Genomic DNA, 14897 nt, shown 5'->3' on the forward strand with positions numbered 1-14897 from the left:
CCGTGGCGAGCGTCGACCGCGGCGCCCTCGCGGAGGCCGTCACGCAGGAGCAGGTCCGGTTCATCGGCGCACACCCCCGCTGCGCGGACCTGGCCGCCCGCGGCCGGGCGCACATGCCGCTCGGCGTCCCGATGTCCTGGATGGCGAAATGGCCCGGCGCCTTCCCGGTCCACGTCGAGGAGGCCGGCGGCGCGCATTTCACCTGCGCCGACGGCCTCGAGCACGTCGACCTGTGCCTCGGCGACACCGGCGCGATGTGCGGGCACTCCCCCGCCGCCACGGTCGCCGCCGTCCGCCGCCAGGCCGGCCGCGGGATGACCGCGATGCTGCCGACGGCCGACGGCGCCGCCGTCGCGGCCGAGCTGACGCGCCGGTTCGGGCGTGGGCCGACGCCGGTCACGCAGTGGCAGTTCACCTTGTCCGCCACGGACGCGAACCGGCACCTCATCCGGTACGCCCGACACGTCACGGGCCGCCCCAAGGTGCTCGTCTTCGACTACTGCTACCACGGCAGCGTCGACGAGACGTTCGCGACCCTGGACGACGACGGCGCCGTCGTGGCCCGGCGCGGCAACATCGGCGCGCCGGTCCCGCCCGGGGAGACCACCGTCGTCGTTCCGTTCAACGACGTCCCCGCGCTCGCCGCGGCCCTGGGAGGCGGCGACGTGGCCGCCGTGCTGGCCGAGCCGGCGATGACCAACATCGGCATCGTGGCGCCCGAGGCCGGCTTCCACGCCGCGCTGCGCGACCTCACCCGCGCCGCCGGCACGGTGCTGATCCTCGACGAGACGCACACGCTGTGCGTCGGTCCCGGCGGGGCGGTGCGCGCCTGGGACCTCGAGCCGGACGCCGTCGTCGTGGGCAAGACGATCGGCGGCGGCATCCCCGCGGCCGCGTTCGGCGTCACCGGCGAGCTGGCCGCCCGGATCACGGCGAGCGTGCAGCTGGAGGACATCGACATCGGCGGGATCGGCGGCACCCTGGCCGGCAACGCGCTCTCGCTGGCCGCCGTGCGCGCGACGCTCACCGAGGTGCTGACCGACGACGCGTTCGTGCCCATGATCTCCCTCGCGGCCCGCTGGACCGCCGGCGTGCGGGGCGTGCTGGCCGACGTCGGCCTGCCGTGGCACGTCACCCAGCTCGGCGCGCGCGCGGAGTACGCGTTCGCCCCGACCGCGCCGCGGCACGGGGCGCAGGCCGCCGCCGCGGACGACTTCCCGCTCCAGCAGTACCTGCACCTGCAGGCCCTCAACCGGGGCGTGCTGCTCACGCCGTTCCACAACATGGCCCTGATGAGCCCGGCGACCACCGCGGCCGACGTGGACGCCCACACCGCCGCCTTCGCCGCGGCCACCGCGCGGATCGTCGACTAGCGAGACCGCTGGGCCGGAGCGCTACAGCGGGGTGCGCTCCTGCAGAGCCCACGGCGACCCGTACCCGGCCGGCTCGGGCGCCCCGAGCAGCTCCAGGAACGGCACGGCGTCGAACGCCTCGGGCCCCTGCACGCCCACCCCGGACCAGACCTCGCCCGCGAGCAGCTCGAGGGCGATGACGGGGTTGACCGCCGTCTGCCAGACCACGCACTGCGCGCCGTACTCGGCCATCGACCACGCGTTGTCCACCAGGTGGTGCAGGTAGACCTCCCGCGGCCGGCCATCGGTGCCGAGCCCGGTCACTAGGACCCCCGCGCAGGTCACCCCGCGCATCCGCGCCCCCAGGGTCGCGGGGTCGGGCAGCACCGCGGCCACGACGTCGCGCGGGCTGACCGCGACCGCACCCGGCGCGGCCGGGTCGACCGACCGGACCCGCACCGGCGAGGTCTTGTCCAGCCCGAGGGTGTGCAGCGTGCGCAGCACCCCGATGAACTCCGCGCCGAGCCCGTACTTGAAGGTCACCTTCCGGGCCGGCAGGACGCGCGGCATCAGGAGCACCTCCTCGTGCTCGACGTGCACGCACTCGACCGGCCCGATACCGCCCGGGAACTCGAAGATCTCCGGCTCGCTGAACGGCGCGGTGGTGTACCAGCCTCGTTCCGCCTCCCAGATCACGGGCGGGTTGAGGCACTCCTCGATCGTGGTCCAGATCGAGAATGTCGGGGCGAAGACCGGCTCGCCGTCGTCGTCGAGGACCTCGAGGTTCGCGCCGTCGCGCACGGCGAGCTCGTGCACCTCGCTGAACAGGTGGTCGACGGCGTACCGCGCGAACACGTCCGACAGGCCAGGCTCGACGCCGATCCCGAGCAGCGCCAGTCGGCCCGCGGCGCGCCACGCGTCGTCGGCCGCGAACTGCGCGTCGCCGAGCTTGACGCCGGTGCGCTCGTGCGGCTGGGTGGGGTGCGGGCTCGACAGCGACATCGCGAGGTCGAGGTAGTCCGCGCCGGCCGCGAGCGCGCCGGTGAAGATCGACATCACGAACCGCGGGTCCACGGCGTTGAGCACGTGCGTCGCGCCGTGCTCGCGTGCGAGCGCGGTGACCGCGGCGGGGTCGGACGCGTCCACCTGGGCCGCGACGAACCGCGGGGCCGGTGGGTACGTGGTGTCGCCGGCGTTCGCGGCGCGGGTCGTGCGCGCGGCCCGCTCCGGGTCGAAGTCCGCGACGACCATCCGCTCGAAGAACTTGCGGCGCGCGGCGATCCGGGCGACCGCGTCGCCCACCCCGCCGCTGCCGACCACCAGGATCCGCACGGTTTCTCCTTCTCGTTCGAGCTTCAGGTCAGCGACGCGGCCTTGCGCCGCCGGGCCGCCCCGATGACCTGCACCGCGAGCACCAGGACGAGGGCGACGAAGAACATCAGCGAGCCGATGACGTTCGCCTGCGGCGGGATGCCGCGGGTCGCCGAGACGTAGACGAACTTCGGGAACGTGGTGAAGCTGCCGGAGTTGAAGTTCGTGATGATGAAGTCGTCGAAGCTGAGCGAGAACGCGAGCAGGGCCGCGGCCGCGATGCCCGGGATGAGCAGCGGGAAGGTGACCTTCCAGAACGCGAGCCACTCCGAGGCGTACAGGTCCCCGGCGGCCTCCTCGAGCGCCGGGTCGAGGCTCGCGACGCGCGCCTTGACCGTGACGACGACGAACGAGATGCAGAACATGATGTGCGCGACGACGACCGTGCCGAACCCCGGGTTCACGCGCAGCGACAGGAACTGCGCCAGCAACGCCGCACCGAGCACCACCTCGGGCGTGGACATGGGCAGGAAGATCAGCAGGTTGGCCGCCGCGCGCCCGCGGAACTTGAACCGGACCAGCGCGAGGGCGATCAGCGTGCCGAGCACCGTCGAGACCGCCGTCGCGATCGTCCCGACGGTGAGCGAGTTGACCAGCGACTGGCAGACCTGGGGTGCACCGCACGGGTTCCGCCAGGCGTGCAGCGTGAACCCGCGCCACACGAGGTTCGACTTGCCCGCGTTGTTGAACGAGAACGCGACCGTGTAGGCGATCGGCACCAGCAGGTAGGCGAACGCGAGCGTGGCGAACACCGGGACGATCGAGTCGCCCAGCGAGAGCAACCGCCGCCGTCGGGCGGGCGGCGCGAGAGCCACGGCGGGCGCGCTCATACGAGGTCCTCGGTGCCGGCGCGCCGGATGTACAGCGCCACGAGGATCAGGATCGCCACCATCAGCACCACGGACAGGACCGACGCCGTCGGGTAGTCCACGACCCGGAAGAACCGCGAGTCGACGATCTGCCCGATCATCGCGGTGCTCCGGGGGTTGCCCAGCAGGCTCGAGTTCACGTAGTCGCCGGACGCCGGGATGAACGTCAGCAGGGTGCCCGAGACCACCCCGGGCATCGACAGCGGCATGGTCACGCGCCAGAACGTCGTCGGGCCGCTCGCGTACAGGTCGCCGCTGGCCTCGATCAGGCGCGTGTCGAGCCGTTCCAGGCTCGCGTAGATCGGCAGCGCCATGAACGGCAGGAAGTTGTACGTGAGCCCCGCGACGACCGCGAACGCGGTGGCGGTCAGCCGCCCGTCCGGCGGGAGCACGTGCAGCCACTTCATGGCGGTCACCACGAACGCGTCGTCGGCCAGGATCTGTTTCCACGCCACGGTGCGCAGGATGAAGCTGGTGAAGAAGGGGGCGATCAGCAGCACGAGCAGCAGGCCCTGGAGCAGGGCCCGCCCGCGCGCCCGCACCGCGATCATGTAGGCCATCGGGTAGCCGATGAGCAGCGACGCGACGGTCGCAATGAGCGCGAAGACGAACGATCGCAGCAGCTCGGGCCAGAACTGCGAGATCGCCGCGGGGTAGTTCTGCCAGTGCAGCGCCGGCTGGAACTGCCCGATGTCGCCGCCCGGGACGGGCACGTACAGCGACGTGGCGAGCAGCGAGACCACCGGCAGCACGAAGAACACGACCAGGTAGGCGAGCCCCGGCAGCAGGAGCAGGTACGCGCCGCTGCGGGCGCGTACCGCGGGCCGGGCGTGCGGTGCGCCGCCGACCGGGCCGGTCGCGGCCTCGGTGCCGAGCGCTGCGGCGATGCTCATCGCAGGCTCCGCTCAGGCGTCGTCGTGTCGCTCATACGTCGCGGTCCAGGTCCGCGACCCCGCTCGACGCGTCGTCCGCGCCGTCCAGGCCGAAAGTGAAGCTCGGCGCCCAGGCCAGGCGCACCTGGTCCCCGAACGCGACGCTCGCGCCGCCCGCCAGGTTCTGGGCGAACACCCCGAGGGTGCCCAGGCCGGCGATCTCGATCTGGTACTGCGTGCTCACGCCGGTGAACGAGACATCCGTGACAGTCCCCGGCCCGACGACGTTCGCGCCGGCCGGCGCCTGCTCGCCGGGACCGAGCAGCTGGACCTTCTCGGGCCGCACGCCCACCAGGACCGAGCCCGAGGTGCTCACCGCGCGGGCCTGCGGGACCGTGACCTGGGTACCGCCGACGTCGACCCCGACCCAGCCGTCCCGGACCTCCTTGACGGTGCCCGGCAGCAGGTTCGACTGCCCGAGGAAGTTCGCCACGAACGCGGTCCGCGGCAGCTCGTACAGCTCGGCGGGCGAGCCCATCTGCTCGATCCGGCCGGCGTTCATCACCGCGACCGTGTCGGCCATCGTCATGGCCTCCTCCTGGTCATGCGTCACGTGCACGAACGTCAGCCCGACCTCGGTCTGGATCCGCTTGAGCTCGACCTGCATCTGGCGGCGCAGCTTGAGGTCCAGCGCCCCGAGCGGCTCGTCCAGCAGCAGCACCGCGGGATTGTTCACCAGTGCCCGGGCGAGCGCGACCCGCTGCTGCTGGCCACCGGACAGCTGGGACGGCTTGCGGTCCGCCAGGTGGCGCAGCTCGACCAGGTCCAGCCCCGTCCCGGCGCGCGCCGTGGCGTCCGGCATCCGCTTGCGCCGCAGGCCGAAGGCGACGTTCTCCAGGACGGTCAGGTGCGGGAACAGCGCGTAGCTCTGGAAGACCGTGTTCACCGGCCGCTGGTAGGCCTTGCGGTCGGTGACGTCGGTGCCGCCGATCGAGATCGAGCCCGCAGTCGGGCGCTCGAGCCCCGCGACCATCCGCAGGGTCGTGGTCTTGCCGCAGCCGGACGGGCCGAGCAGCGCGAAGAACGACCCGGACGGAACCGTGAGCGTCAGATCGTCCACGGCCAGGAATGAGCCGAACTCCTTGGTCACCCGGGCGAGCTCGAGGTCCGCACCCGAGTCCGCCCCAGCCATCAAGCGCCCACCACGGTGAGGAAGTCCTTGTTGTACTTGGTCTCCTCGGCGGGGGTGAGGGACCGGAACGGGTGCGTCTTCGCCAGCAGCGCCTCGTCGGGGAAGATCAGCGTGTTGTCCACCAGGCTCGGGTCGATCTTGGCCATCGCCTCCTTCGCCCCCTGGACCGGGCAGATGTAGTTGACGTACGCGGCGACCTGGGCGGCGACCACCGGGTCGTAGTAGTAGTTCATCAGCGTCTCGGCGTTCGCCTTGTGCGTGGCGCCGATCGGGACCTGCATGTTGTCGCTCCACAGCATGCCGCCGGCATCCGGCAGGGCGAACGTCCAGCGGTCGTTGTTCTCGAAGTTGATCTGGGTGATGTCGCCCGACCAGCCGATGACGGCGAAGGCGTCTCCCGAGATCAGGTCCTCCTTGTAGGAGTTCCCCTTGACCTGCCGGATCTGGCCGGACTTGATCTGCTTGTCGAGCACGTCCAGCGCCGCGTGGAACTCGTTGTCGCCCCACTTCGAGGCGGGATCGACGCCCTGCTCGAGCATGATCAGCCCGATGGTGTCCCGGAACTCGTCGAGCACCTCGATGCGCCCCTTGTACTTGGGGTCCCACAGGTCGGAGACGCTCTTCATCCCGGCCGGCACCTTGTCCTTGGCCCATGCCACACCGCTGAGCCCGGACTGCCAGGTCAGGGAGTGCTTGCGACCCGGGTCGAAGTCGACCTTCTTCAGGGGCTCGAGCAGGTTCTTCTCGTTCGGGATCTTGGTCAGGTCGAGCTCCTGGGTGTAGCCCAGGCGGATCATCCGCGCGGCCATCCAGTCGGTGAACACCACGATGTCCTGCCCGATGTCCTGGCCGTTCGCGAGCTGGCCCTGGACCTTGCCGAAGTAGGTCTCGTTGCCGTCGATGTCCTCGGCGTAGTGCGCGGTGATGCCGGTCTTCTTCTTGAACGCCTCGAGGGTGGGGTACTTCTGGGTCTTGTCGTCGTAGTCGAGGTAGAGGGTCCAGTTCGCGAAGAAGACGTTCTTGTCGGTGGCCGAGACATCCTTCGCGGCGCTGGCCGACGGCTTCGTCGTGCCGGTCGTGCCGCCACCCGTGCCGCACGCCGCGAGGAACGCCGCCATGCCGGCCATCCCGGCCGCGCCCGTCAGCACCGTGCGGCGCGAGATCGCTTCGCGCTGCGACGTGCGGGCCAGCTGCACCAGCGCGCGGATCAAAGGGTCGCGGGGAAGGTCCTGCGCACGGGTCATCTCTGGGCTCCGGTCTTGTGAAGTGGGCACACGATAAGAGCCGCGCCGTTCGCGGCCCGTTCCTCGGATGTTGGCACCGGATCACGCCTCAACACAAGCAATCCGTGGTCCGTGTCATCAATGGCAACGAAAACGTTGCACGAGCGCAACATTGGCGGTCGATCTCGGCAGTCGTGGCGCCCTCAGCCGTCCAGGAACGTCATCACGTGCTTGATCCGTGTGTAGTCCTCGAGGCTGTACTTGGACAGGTCCTTCCCGTAGCCGGAGTGCTTGAACCCGCCGTGCGGCATCTCCGAGACGAACGGGATGTGGGTGTTGATCCACACGACGCCGAAGTCCAGCGCGCGGGACATCCGCATCGCGGTGCCGTGGTCCCTCGTCCAGACCGAGCTGGCCAGCCCGTACTCGACACCGTTGGCGAGGGCCACCACCTCGGCCTCCGCGCTGAAGGTCTGGACCGTGATCACCGGTCCGAAGATCTCGGTCTGGATCGCCTCGTCGTCCTGGCGGAGCCCGTCCACGACGGTCGCCTCGTGGAAGAATCCGGTGGTGCCCTGGCGGTGCCCGCCGGCGAGGATGCGGGCGTGGTCCGGGAGCCGGTCGAGGAAGCCCGTCACGCGCGCGAGCTGGTTCGCGCTGTTCACCGGGCCGAAGGCGATCCCGTCCTCGTCGGGCATCCCGGTGCGCTGGCTCTTCGCCTGCTCCGCGAGCGCCGCGACGAAGTCGGCGTGCACCGAGGAGTGCACCAGCACTCGGGTCGCCGCGGTGCAGTCCTGCCCCGCGTTGTAGTACCCCCCGGCCGCGATGCCCGCCGCGGCGGCGGCCAGGTCGGCGTCGGCGAACACGATCACCGGCGCCTTGCCGCCGAGCTCGAGGTGCACCCGCTTGACGTCGCGCGCCGCGCTGCCGGCGACCTCCATGCCGGCCCGGACCGACCCGGTGATCGAGACCATGTCGGGGACCTTGCTCTCGACCAGCGCGCGGCCGGTGTCCCGGTCCCCGCACACGACGTTGAACACGCCCGCGGGCAGGAACTCGGCCGCGATCTCGGCGAGCAGCAGGGTCGAGGCGGGGGTGGTGTCCGACGGCTTGAGCACGACCGTGTTGCCCGCCGCGAGGGCCGGCGCGATCTTCCAGACCGCCATCATGAGCGGGTAGTTCCACGGCGTGACCTGGGCGCACACCCCGATCGGCTCGCGCCGCACGAAGGACGTGTACCCCTTGAGGTACTCCCCGGCGCTTGCGCCCTCGAGCAGCCGCGCGGCACCGGCGAAGAACCGGAAGTGGTCGCTCGACGGTGGCAGCTCGTCCGAGGCGGTCAGCGCGAGCGGCTTGCCGGTGTTCCGCGACTCGACCGCGACGAACTCCTCGGCGCGCGCGTCGATCGCGTCCGCGATGCGCAGCAGCGCGAGCTGGCGCTCCCCCGGGGTCGTCTCGCGCCACGTCTCGAACGCGGTCCGGGCCACGCTCAGCGCGCGGTCGACGTCAGGTGTGCCGGAGACCGGAGCCGCCGCGTAGGTCAGGCCCGTGCTGGGGTCCACGATCTCGGCGGTACGACCCGACTCCGCGTCCCGGTAGGAGCCGTTGATGAAGTTCTGCAACGGGGTGCTGGCGGTGGTCGGGGCGGTCACAACGGGTCTCCTTCGAGCCGGGCACGCGGGTCGCCGCCGGTGGACGCCCGCGCTTCGCAGGCTAGCCGGTTTCACCCCGAAATCAACGGTCATGGGTGGTGGAAACACCGTTATCGGCGGTTTCCACCCGATCAAGCTGCGGAATCGCTTGCACTCCTCGTCCGCGCAGGCGACCATCGTCGAATGGCCACCCGTTCGCGCCCGTTCGCGACAGTTCCGCTGGACGCCACCTCCAAGGCGATCATCGAGCAGCTCCAGGAGGACGGTCGCCGCGCGTACGCCACGATCGGCAAGGCGGTCGGCCTGTCCGAGGCCGCCGTCCGGCAGCGGGTGCAGAAGCTGGTGGAGTCCGGCGTCGTGCAGATCGTCGCCGTGACGGACCCGCTGCAGGTCGGTTTCACCCGTCAGGCGATGATCGGGATCCGGAGCGAGGGCAACCTCGAGACGCTCGCGGACACCCTCGCCGACCTGCCCGAGGTCGACTACGTGGTGATCACCGCGGGCGGCTTCGACGTCCTGGTCGAGGTCGTGTGCGAGGACGACGAGCATCTGCTCGACGTCCTGAACAACAAGATCCGCGCCCTGCCCGATGTTCGGGGCACCGAGACGTTCGTCTACCTGAAGCTCCGCAAACAGCTCTACAACTGGGGAACCCGTTAACGGTTCCCCCGGATGAATCCGCCGGGATTTCCAGCTCAGACCGCAACCGCAACCAACCCGGAGGGTGGTGGCAGGTGTCTTACGTCGTCAACGCTGGTGTGGCCCCGTTCTGCCACAGCCAGGATCACCCTGGCAGCGTTCACGTCCCGGCCCGCGGTGAAGCCGCAGGTCGAGCACGTGAAGGTTCGTTGACCCAGGTCGAGGTGCCCCTTGGCTCTCGCAAAGCACCTCGAGCAGGTCATGGTCGTGTACGCGGGCTGAACGAACACCACCTCTCGGCCCGCCCGCAAACCCCTGGAGATCAGCTCACGTTTCGCCGCGCCGATCGCGCCGTCAGCGGCCTTGCGCGCCATAGTGGACTTTGCAAGGAACCTCGGTGTGAAGTCCTCCACAGCGATCAACTGGTGGGCCTCGACGATCCTCTTGGCCCAGATACGCGCGTCGTACTGAACTTGCCGGGCGCCCTTCTTGTGCAGGGCCGCCGCTTCGCGGCGCGCCCGGGCGTACCCGTTGGACTGTGCCCGGTTCGCGCGGTGCTGGCGCGCCATGCGCCGCTGCGCTTTCGCGAGCGCCGCGGCGGACCGTTTGCGGTGCTGAGAGTGCGGCAGGTCGAACACCGGGTTCGTGGTGGTCGCGGTGGCGGTGACACCCCAGTCCACACCGATACCACCGTGGGCGGCCGCCGCCCGCTTGGCGTCGCGGCGCGCCACGAACGACGCATACCAGTGCCCGAGCGTGTCCTGAAAGATGCGAACGCTCGTCGGATCGCAGGGCAGGTCCCCGGACCACCCCACCGGGACGGTGACGCCCTTGGCGAGGACCAAGCGCCCGTCTCTCACGGTGAACCCGTTGGTCGCGTACTCCAGGGACGGCAGGGACTTCTTCCATGCTTTGAACTTCGGTCGCCCGCGCCCCGTGACCTTGAACGAGTGCTCGAGGCTCCGGGCGTAGTCGCGCACGGTCTGCTGTTGGGCGACCTGCGACCCCTCCCGCAACCAAGCGTGCGCACGGCGAGCTTCGGTCAGGAGCTTCGACAGCGTCCCGAACGTAGGTTTGCGCCCGGCCTTCGACTGGTGAACAGCTTCGTTCCACAAGAACCGGCACCGGTTCCACTCGCAGATCAGCGAGGCCTCGGCCCGTTTACCGGGGCGCAGACGGTACGTGTACCGAACCGTCTCGATGGGCATAAACCCACCATATCGGATAGCACTGACGTTCGACCGAAAGGAACCAGCGTGTCGCTAACCAAGCAGAACCACCCCTACCTCCCCATGGCTAAAGCCAGGGGTTTCACGGACTCGCTCCGATGAGCGCCGCCGCCCACTCAGTCACTCCGCAAGGCACCCCGCGCGACAACGCCGCGCGCCGCCACCTGTGGGGACACTTCACGCGGCAGAGCGGCTGGGACCGCGGGGTGCCGACCATCGTGCGCGGCGAGGGCCACCACATCTGGGACGACACCGGGCACAAGCTCATCGACGGGCTGTCGGGGTTGTTCGTGGTGCAGGTCGGGCACGGGCGCGCCGAGCTGGCCGAACGGGCCCGCGCGCAGGCCTCCGAGCTGGCCTTCTTCCCGCTGTGGTCCTATGCGCACCCCAACGCGATCGACCTCGCGGAGCGCCTCGCGCAGCACGCGCCGGGCGACCTCAACCGGGTCTTCTTCACGACCGGCGGCGGCGAGGCCGTCGAGACGGCATGGAAGCTCGCCAAGCAGTACTGGAAGCTTCAGGGCAAGCCGACGAAGTACAAGGTGATCTCGCGCTCGATCGCGTACCACGGCACCACCCAGGGCGCGCTGTCCATCACCGGGATCCCCGCGATGAAGGCCGATTTCGAGCCGCTCGTCCCGGGCGCGCACAAGGTGCCCAACACGAACATCTACCGCGGCCCGGTCGGCCTGCGGGATGACCCCAAGGCGTTCGGGCGCTGGGCGGCCGACCGCATCGAGGAGGCCATCATCTTCGAGGGCCCCGAGACCGTGGCGGCCGTCTTCCTCGAGCCCGTGCAGAACGCGGGCGGCTGCTTCACGGCACCGCCCGGCTACTTCGAGCGGGTCCGCGAGATCTGCGACGAGTACGACGTGCTGCTCGTCTCGGACGAGGTGATCTGCGCATTCGGGCGGATCGGCGAGATCTTCGCGTGCCAAGACCTGGGGTACGTGCCGGACATGATCACCTGTGCCAAGGGCATGACCTCGGGCTACTCCCCGATCGGGGCGATGATCGCCTCGGACCGGCTCTTCGAGCCGTTCGCGTCCGGCACGACGACCTTCAACCACGGGTACACCTTCGGCGGGCACCCGGTCTCGGCGGCGGTCGCGCTGACCAACCTCGACATCTTCGAGCGGGAGAAGATCACCGACCGCGTGCACGAGAACGCGCCCGTCTTCCGCCGCACCCTGGAGAAGCTGCTCGACCTGCCGATCGTCGGCGACGTGCGCGGGGACGGCTACTTCTACGGGATCGAGCTCGTCAAGGACAAGGCGACCCGCGAGACGTTCGACGACGACGAGAGCGAGCGCCTGCTGCGCGGATTCCTCTCCCACGCACTGTTCGACGCCGGGCTCTACTGCCGCGCCGACGACCGCGGCGACCCGGTGATCCAGCTCGCGCCACCGCTCACGTGCGGTCCGGCCGAGTTCGACGAGATCGAACAGATCCTGCGCGGAGTGCTGTCCGAGGCCTGGACGCACCTTTGAGTGTTGTGATGGGCACATGACGAACTCCCACCGCTCCTCCCTCTGGTTCGACCAGGTGGCCACCGACGGCGACCTGCTCGAGCACCGCCCGCCGCTCGACGGCGACTCCGAGGCCGACGTCGTCGTCGTCGGCGCCGGCCTGACCGGGCTGTGGACCGCCTACTACCTCACCGAGGCGGACCCGGCGCTGCGCATCGTGATCGTCGAGCGGGAGACGGCCGGCTTCGGCGCGAGCGGTCGCAACGGGGGGTGGTGCTCGGCGCTCTTCCCGACGTCGGCGGCCGCGATCGCGTCCCGGCACGGCGTGGCGGCCGCGCGGGCGATGCGCGCGGCGATGCGCGACACGGTCGTCGAGGTCGGCGGGGTCGCCGCGTTCGAGGAGATCGACTGCGACTTCTCCTACGGCGGCACGATCAGCATGGCCCGGTCCCAGGCCCAGCTCGAGCGGGCGCACGCCGACGCCGACGACGCCGCGCGCTGGGGCGACGACGTCGCCCTGCTGGACGCCGCGACCGCCCGCGCACGGATCGGCGCGACCCGCGTGACCGGCGCCACGTACACCCCGGACTGCGCCCGGCTGCAGCCCGCGCGGCTCGTCCGCGGCCTCGCGGGCGTCGTGGAGTCCCGCGGGGTCACGATCGCGGAGGGCACGACGGCGCTGCGCCTGTCGCCGCGGGCCGTGGTGACGGACCACGGCACGGTGCGCGCCAAGCACGTGGTGCGCGCGACCGAGGCCTGGACGTCCCAGCTCGCGGGCAGCCGGCGCGACGTCGTGCCGGTGTACTCGCTGATGATCGCGACCGAACCGTTGCCGGCCGACGTCTGGGAGCGGATCGGGCTGGCCCGCAACGAGACCTTCGACGACCACCGGCACCTGATCATCTACGGCCAGCGCACGGCCGACGACCGGATCGCCTTCGGCGGCCGGGGCTCGCCGTACCACTGGGGTTCGCGGATCGGCGCGTCGTTCGCCGGTGACGCCCGCATCCACGCCCACCTGCGCCACGCGCTGGTCGACCTGTTCCCGGAGCTCTCCGACGCGGCGATCACGCACTCGTGGGGCGGTCCGGTGGGCATCGCGCGCGACTGGCAGGCGAGCGTCGGGCTCGACGAGCGGACCGGGATCGCGTGGGCGGGCGGCTACGTGGGCGACGGCCTGTCGACGACCAACCTCGCCGGCCGCACGCTCGCGGACCTGCTCACCGGCCACGACAGCGCGATCACCCGCCTGCCGTGGGTCGACCACCGCTCCCCCCGCTGGGAGCCCGAACCGGCCCGCTGGCTGGGCATCAACGCCGGCCTGGGCGTCGCCGCGATGGCCGACGCCGAGGAGCGCCTCACCCGGCGCCCCAGCGCCCTGGCCCGAGCCCTGGCCCCCCTCACCGGCCACTGACGGCTCGCTGGTCTGGGCGGGGCCTCACCTCAGTAACTCGAATGCTCAGTGCATCGGTCAGTGCATCGAACGTGCACCCTGGGTGCACTCTCGCTGCACAGACGGCTGCACTGAGACCCGAACGCCCGACGCGGGCCTGAATGCGAGCGGGTCGCAGCGCGGGTTGCCAGCCCGGTCGCAGGGCGTGTCGCCAGCCTCGTTGCAGGTCTGGTTGCGCCAAACGCGCGCCTGGGGGCGCACATCCGATGCACTCAGCGGTGCAACCAGCGGCCCGCCGCAGCCGCGAAGCCTGCCCCGCCGGCGGACGGCGCCCCCTCCCCCCTTTTGGGGGTGCGCGGCGGGGGCGTCGGGGTCAGGTGCGGGCCAGGAGCTCGTTGGTGCGGGTTCGGGCCCAGGTCTCGGCGGCGAGGAGGTGCTCGAGGGTGAGGTCGGCCGGGCGCGCGGCGCCGTCGTGCTCGTCGAGCACGCGGGCGACGGTGTCCACGATCTCGAGGAAGCCGATCCGGCCCGCGAGGAAGGCCGCCACGCACTCCTCGTTGGCCGCGTTGAGGACCGCGGGGTGGGTCGCGGACGCAGCGACCGCGGCGCGCGCCAGCCCGACGGCGGGGAACGCCTCCTCGTCCAGCGGCTCGAAAGTCCACTCGCGGGGCGCCGTCCAGTCGCACGCGGCCGCGACGTCGTCGAGCCGCTCGGGCCAGGACAGGCCGAGCGCGATCGGCAGGCGCATGTCGGGCGGGGAGGCCTGCGCGATCGTCGAGCCGTCGATGAACTCCACCATCGAGTGCACGACCGACTGCGGGTGCACGACGACGGTGATGTCCTTCGTCGGGACGCCGAACAGCAGATGGGCCTCGATCAGCTCGAGGCCCTTGTTCATCAGCGTCGCGGAGTTGATGGTCACCACCGGACCCATCGACCAGGTCGGGTGGGCGAGCGCCTCGGTGGGCGTCACCGGCTTGAGGTCGGCGCGCACGCGACCCCGGAACGGGCCGCCCGACGCGGTGAGGATCAGCCGACGCACCTCGCGGGAAGCCCCCGAGCGCAGCGCCTGGGCGATCGCGGAGTGCTCGGAGTCCACCGGGACGATCTGGTCGGGTCGTTGCAGCGCGGCCGCGACGAGCGAGCCCCCCACGACGAGCGACTCCTTGTTGGCCAGGGCGAGAGTGCTGCCGGCACGCAGCGCGGCGAGCGTCGGCCGCAGGCCCACCGAGCCGGTGATCCCGTTCAGCACGACGTCGGCCGGGCGGCCGGCCAGCTCCGTGGCGGCGTCCGGCCCGGCGAGGACCTCGACCCCGGCGGACGTGTGACCCGCGGCGAACGCAGCCTCCGCGATCGCCGCGAAAAGCGCAGGCGCGGCGGCGGGGTCCGCGACGGCCACCGCCTGCACCCCGAGCGCGACCGCTTGCCGGGCCAGCTCGGTGGGGTTCGCGCCACCCGCGCTGATCCCCGTGACAGAGAACCGGTCCGGGTGCCGGGAGATGACGTCGATCGCCTGGGTACCGATGGACCCGGTCGATCCGAGCAGGATCACGCTGCGCTGACTCACCTGCGCATTGTCTCAAACCCGCAACGTCCGAGCGTTGACGTCCTATAGGACGTCAACGCTCGGACGTTG

At 71.0% G+C, this 14897-nt stretch carries 12 protein-coding genes; 4 read left to right on the top strand and 8 right to left on the bottom strand.

The genetic code is table 11. The features are described 5' to 3' along the window. Nucleotides 1-2 precede the first annotated feature (2 nt). A complete protein-coding gene (locus tag VIM26_RS17075) occupies nt 3-1373 on the top strand; it encodes a transaminase (RefSeq protein ID WP_331953335.1) in 1371 nt (456 codons plus the stop codon). 21 nt (nt 1374-1394) lie between these two features. Here the strand turns inward: VIM26_RS17075 and VIM26_RS17080 are convergent, their stop codons facing one another. The 6 genes from VIM26_RS17080 to VIM26_RS17105 all read right to left on the bottom strand — a co-directional run bounded on the left by VIM26_RS17080 (nt 1395) and on the right by VIM26_RS17105 (nt 8531). Then, nucleotides 1395-2684, bottom strand: coding sequence for a saccharopine dehydrogenase family protein (locus tag VIM26_RS17080; RefSeq protein ID WP_331953337.1), 1290 nt, complete (start codon nt 2682-2684; stop codon nt 1395-1397). A gap of 23 nt (nt 2685-2707) precedes the next feature. After that, the gene (locus VIM26_RS17085; protein ID WP_331953339.1) at nt 2708-3553 is read right to left on the bottom strand and encodes an ABC transporter permease; all 846 of its coding nucleotides are present in this window, start codon (nt 3551-3553) and stop codon (nt 2708-2710) included. Further along, nucleotides 3550-4485 (bottom strand): ABC transporter permease, encoded by a 936-nt coding sequence (locus VIM26_RS17090; RefSeq protein ID WP_331953341.1) that lies wholly within the window; start codon nt 4483-4485, stop codon nt 3550-3552. The genes VIM26_RS17085 and VIM26_RS17090 overlap by 4 nt, the downstream gene beginning before the upstream one ends. Nucleotides 4486-4516: 31 nt before the next feature. Further along, nucleotides 4517-5656, bottom strand: coding sequence for an ABC transporter ATP-binding protein (locus VIM26_RS17095; protein WP_331953343.1), 1140 nt, complete (start codon nt 5654-5656; stop codon nt 4517-4519). Then, complete coding sequence (locus VIM26_RS17100) at nt 5656-6900, bottom strand: spermidine/putrescine ABC transporter substrate-binding protein (protein WP_331953345.1); 1245 nt, start codon at nt 6898-6900, stop codon at nt 5656-5658. Before VIM26_RS17100 ends, VIM26_RS17095 begins: the two co-directional genes overlap by 1 nt. A 182-nt stretch (nt 6901-7082) precedes the next feature. Then, entirely contained in the window at nt 7083-8531 is a 1449-nt protein-coding gene (locus VIM26_RS17105) for a gamma-aminobutyraldehyde dehydrogenase (protein ID WP_331953347.1), read from the bottom strand. Between the two features lie 183 nt (nt 8532-8714). Between VIM26_RS17105 and VIM26_RS17110 the strand changes: the two genes are divergently transcribed. Continuing rightward, nucleotides 8715-9191 (top strand): Lrp/AsnC family transcriptional regulator, encoded by a 477-nt coding sequence (locus VIM26_RS17110; protein ID WP_331953349.1) that lies wholly within the window; start codon nt 8715-8717, stop codon nt 9189-9191. 35 nt (nt 9192-9226) lie between these two features. On the opposite strand, the gene VIM26_RS17115 is transcribed toward VIM26_RS17110, so the two are convergent. After that, complete coding sequence (locus tag VIM26_RS17115) at nt 9227-10378, bottom strand: transposase (protein WP_331953351.1); 1152 nt, start codon at nt 10376-10378, stop codon at nt 9227-9229. A gap of 119 nt (nt 10379-10497) precedes the next feature. Between VIM26_RS17115 and VIM26_RS17120 the strand changes: the two genes are divergently transcribed. Together VIM26_RS17120 and VIM26_RS17125 are read left to right on the top strand one after the other, a co-directional pair. Beyond that, entirely contained in the window at nt 10498-11889 is a 1392-nt protein-coding gene (locus VIM26_RS17120; protein WP_331953353.1) for an aspartate aminotransferase family protein, read from the top strand. 16 nt (nt 11890-11905) lie between these two features. Then, on the top strand, nt 11906-13282 hold the full coding sequence (locus VIM26_RS17125) for an FAD-binding oxidoreductase (protein ID WP_331953355.1): 1377 nt from the start codon (nt 11906-11908) through the stop codon (nt 13280-13282). A gap of 352 nt (nt 13283-13634) precedes the next feature. On the opposite strand, the gene dxr is transcribed toward VIM26_RS17125, so the two are convergent. Continuing rightward, nucleotides 13635-14828, bottom strand: a complete 1194-nt coding sequence (dxr, locus tag VIM26_RS17130) for a 1-deoxy-D-xylulose-5-phosphate reductoisomerase (protein WP_331953357.1) — start codon at nt 14826-14828, stop codon at nt 13635-13637. Between the last annotated feature and the right edge of the window lie 69 nt (nt 14829-14897).

Source organism: Pengzhenrongella sp. (assembly GCF_036565025.1).
In the GTDB taxonomy this organism is placed as follows: Bacteria; Actinomycetota; Actinomycetes; order Actinomycetales; family Cellulomonadaceae; genus Pengzhenrongella.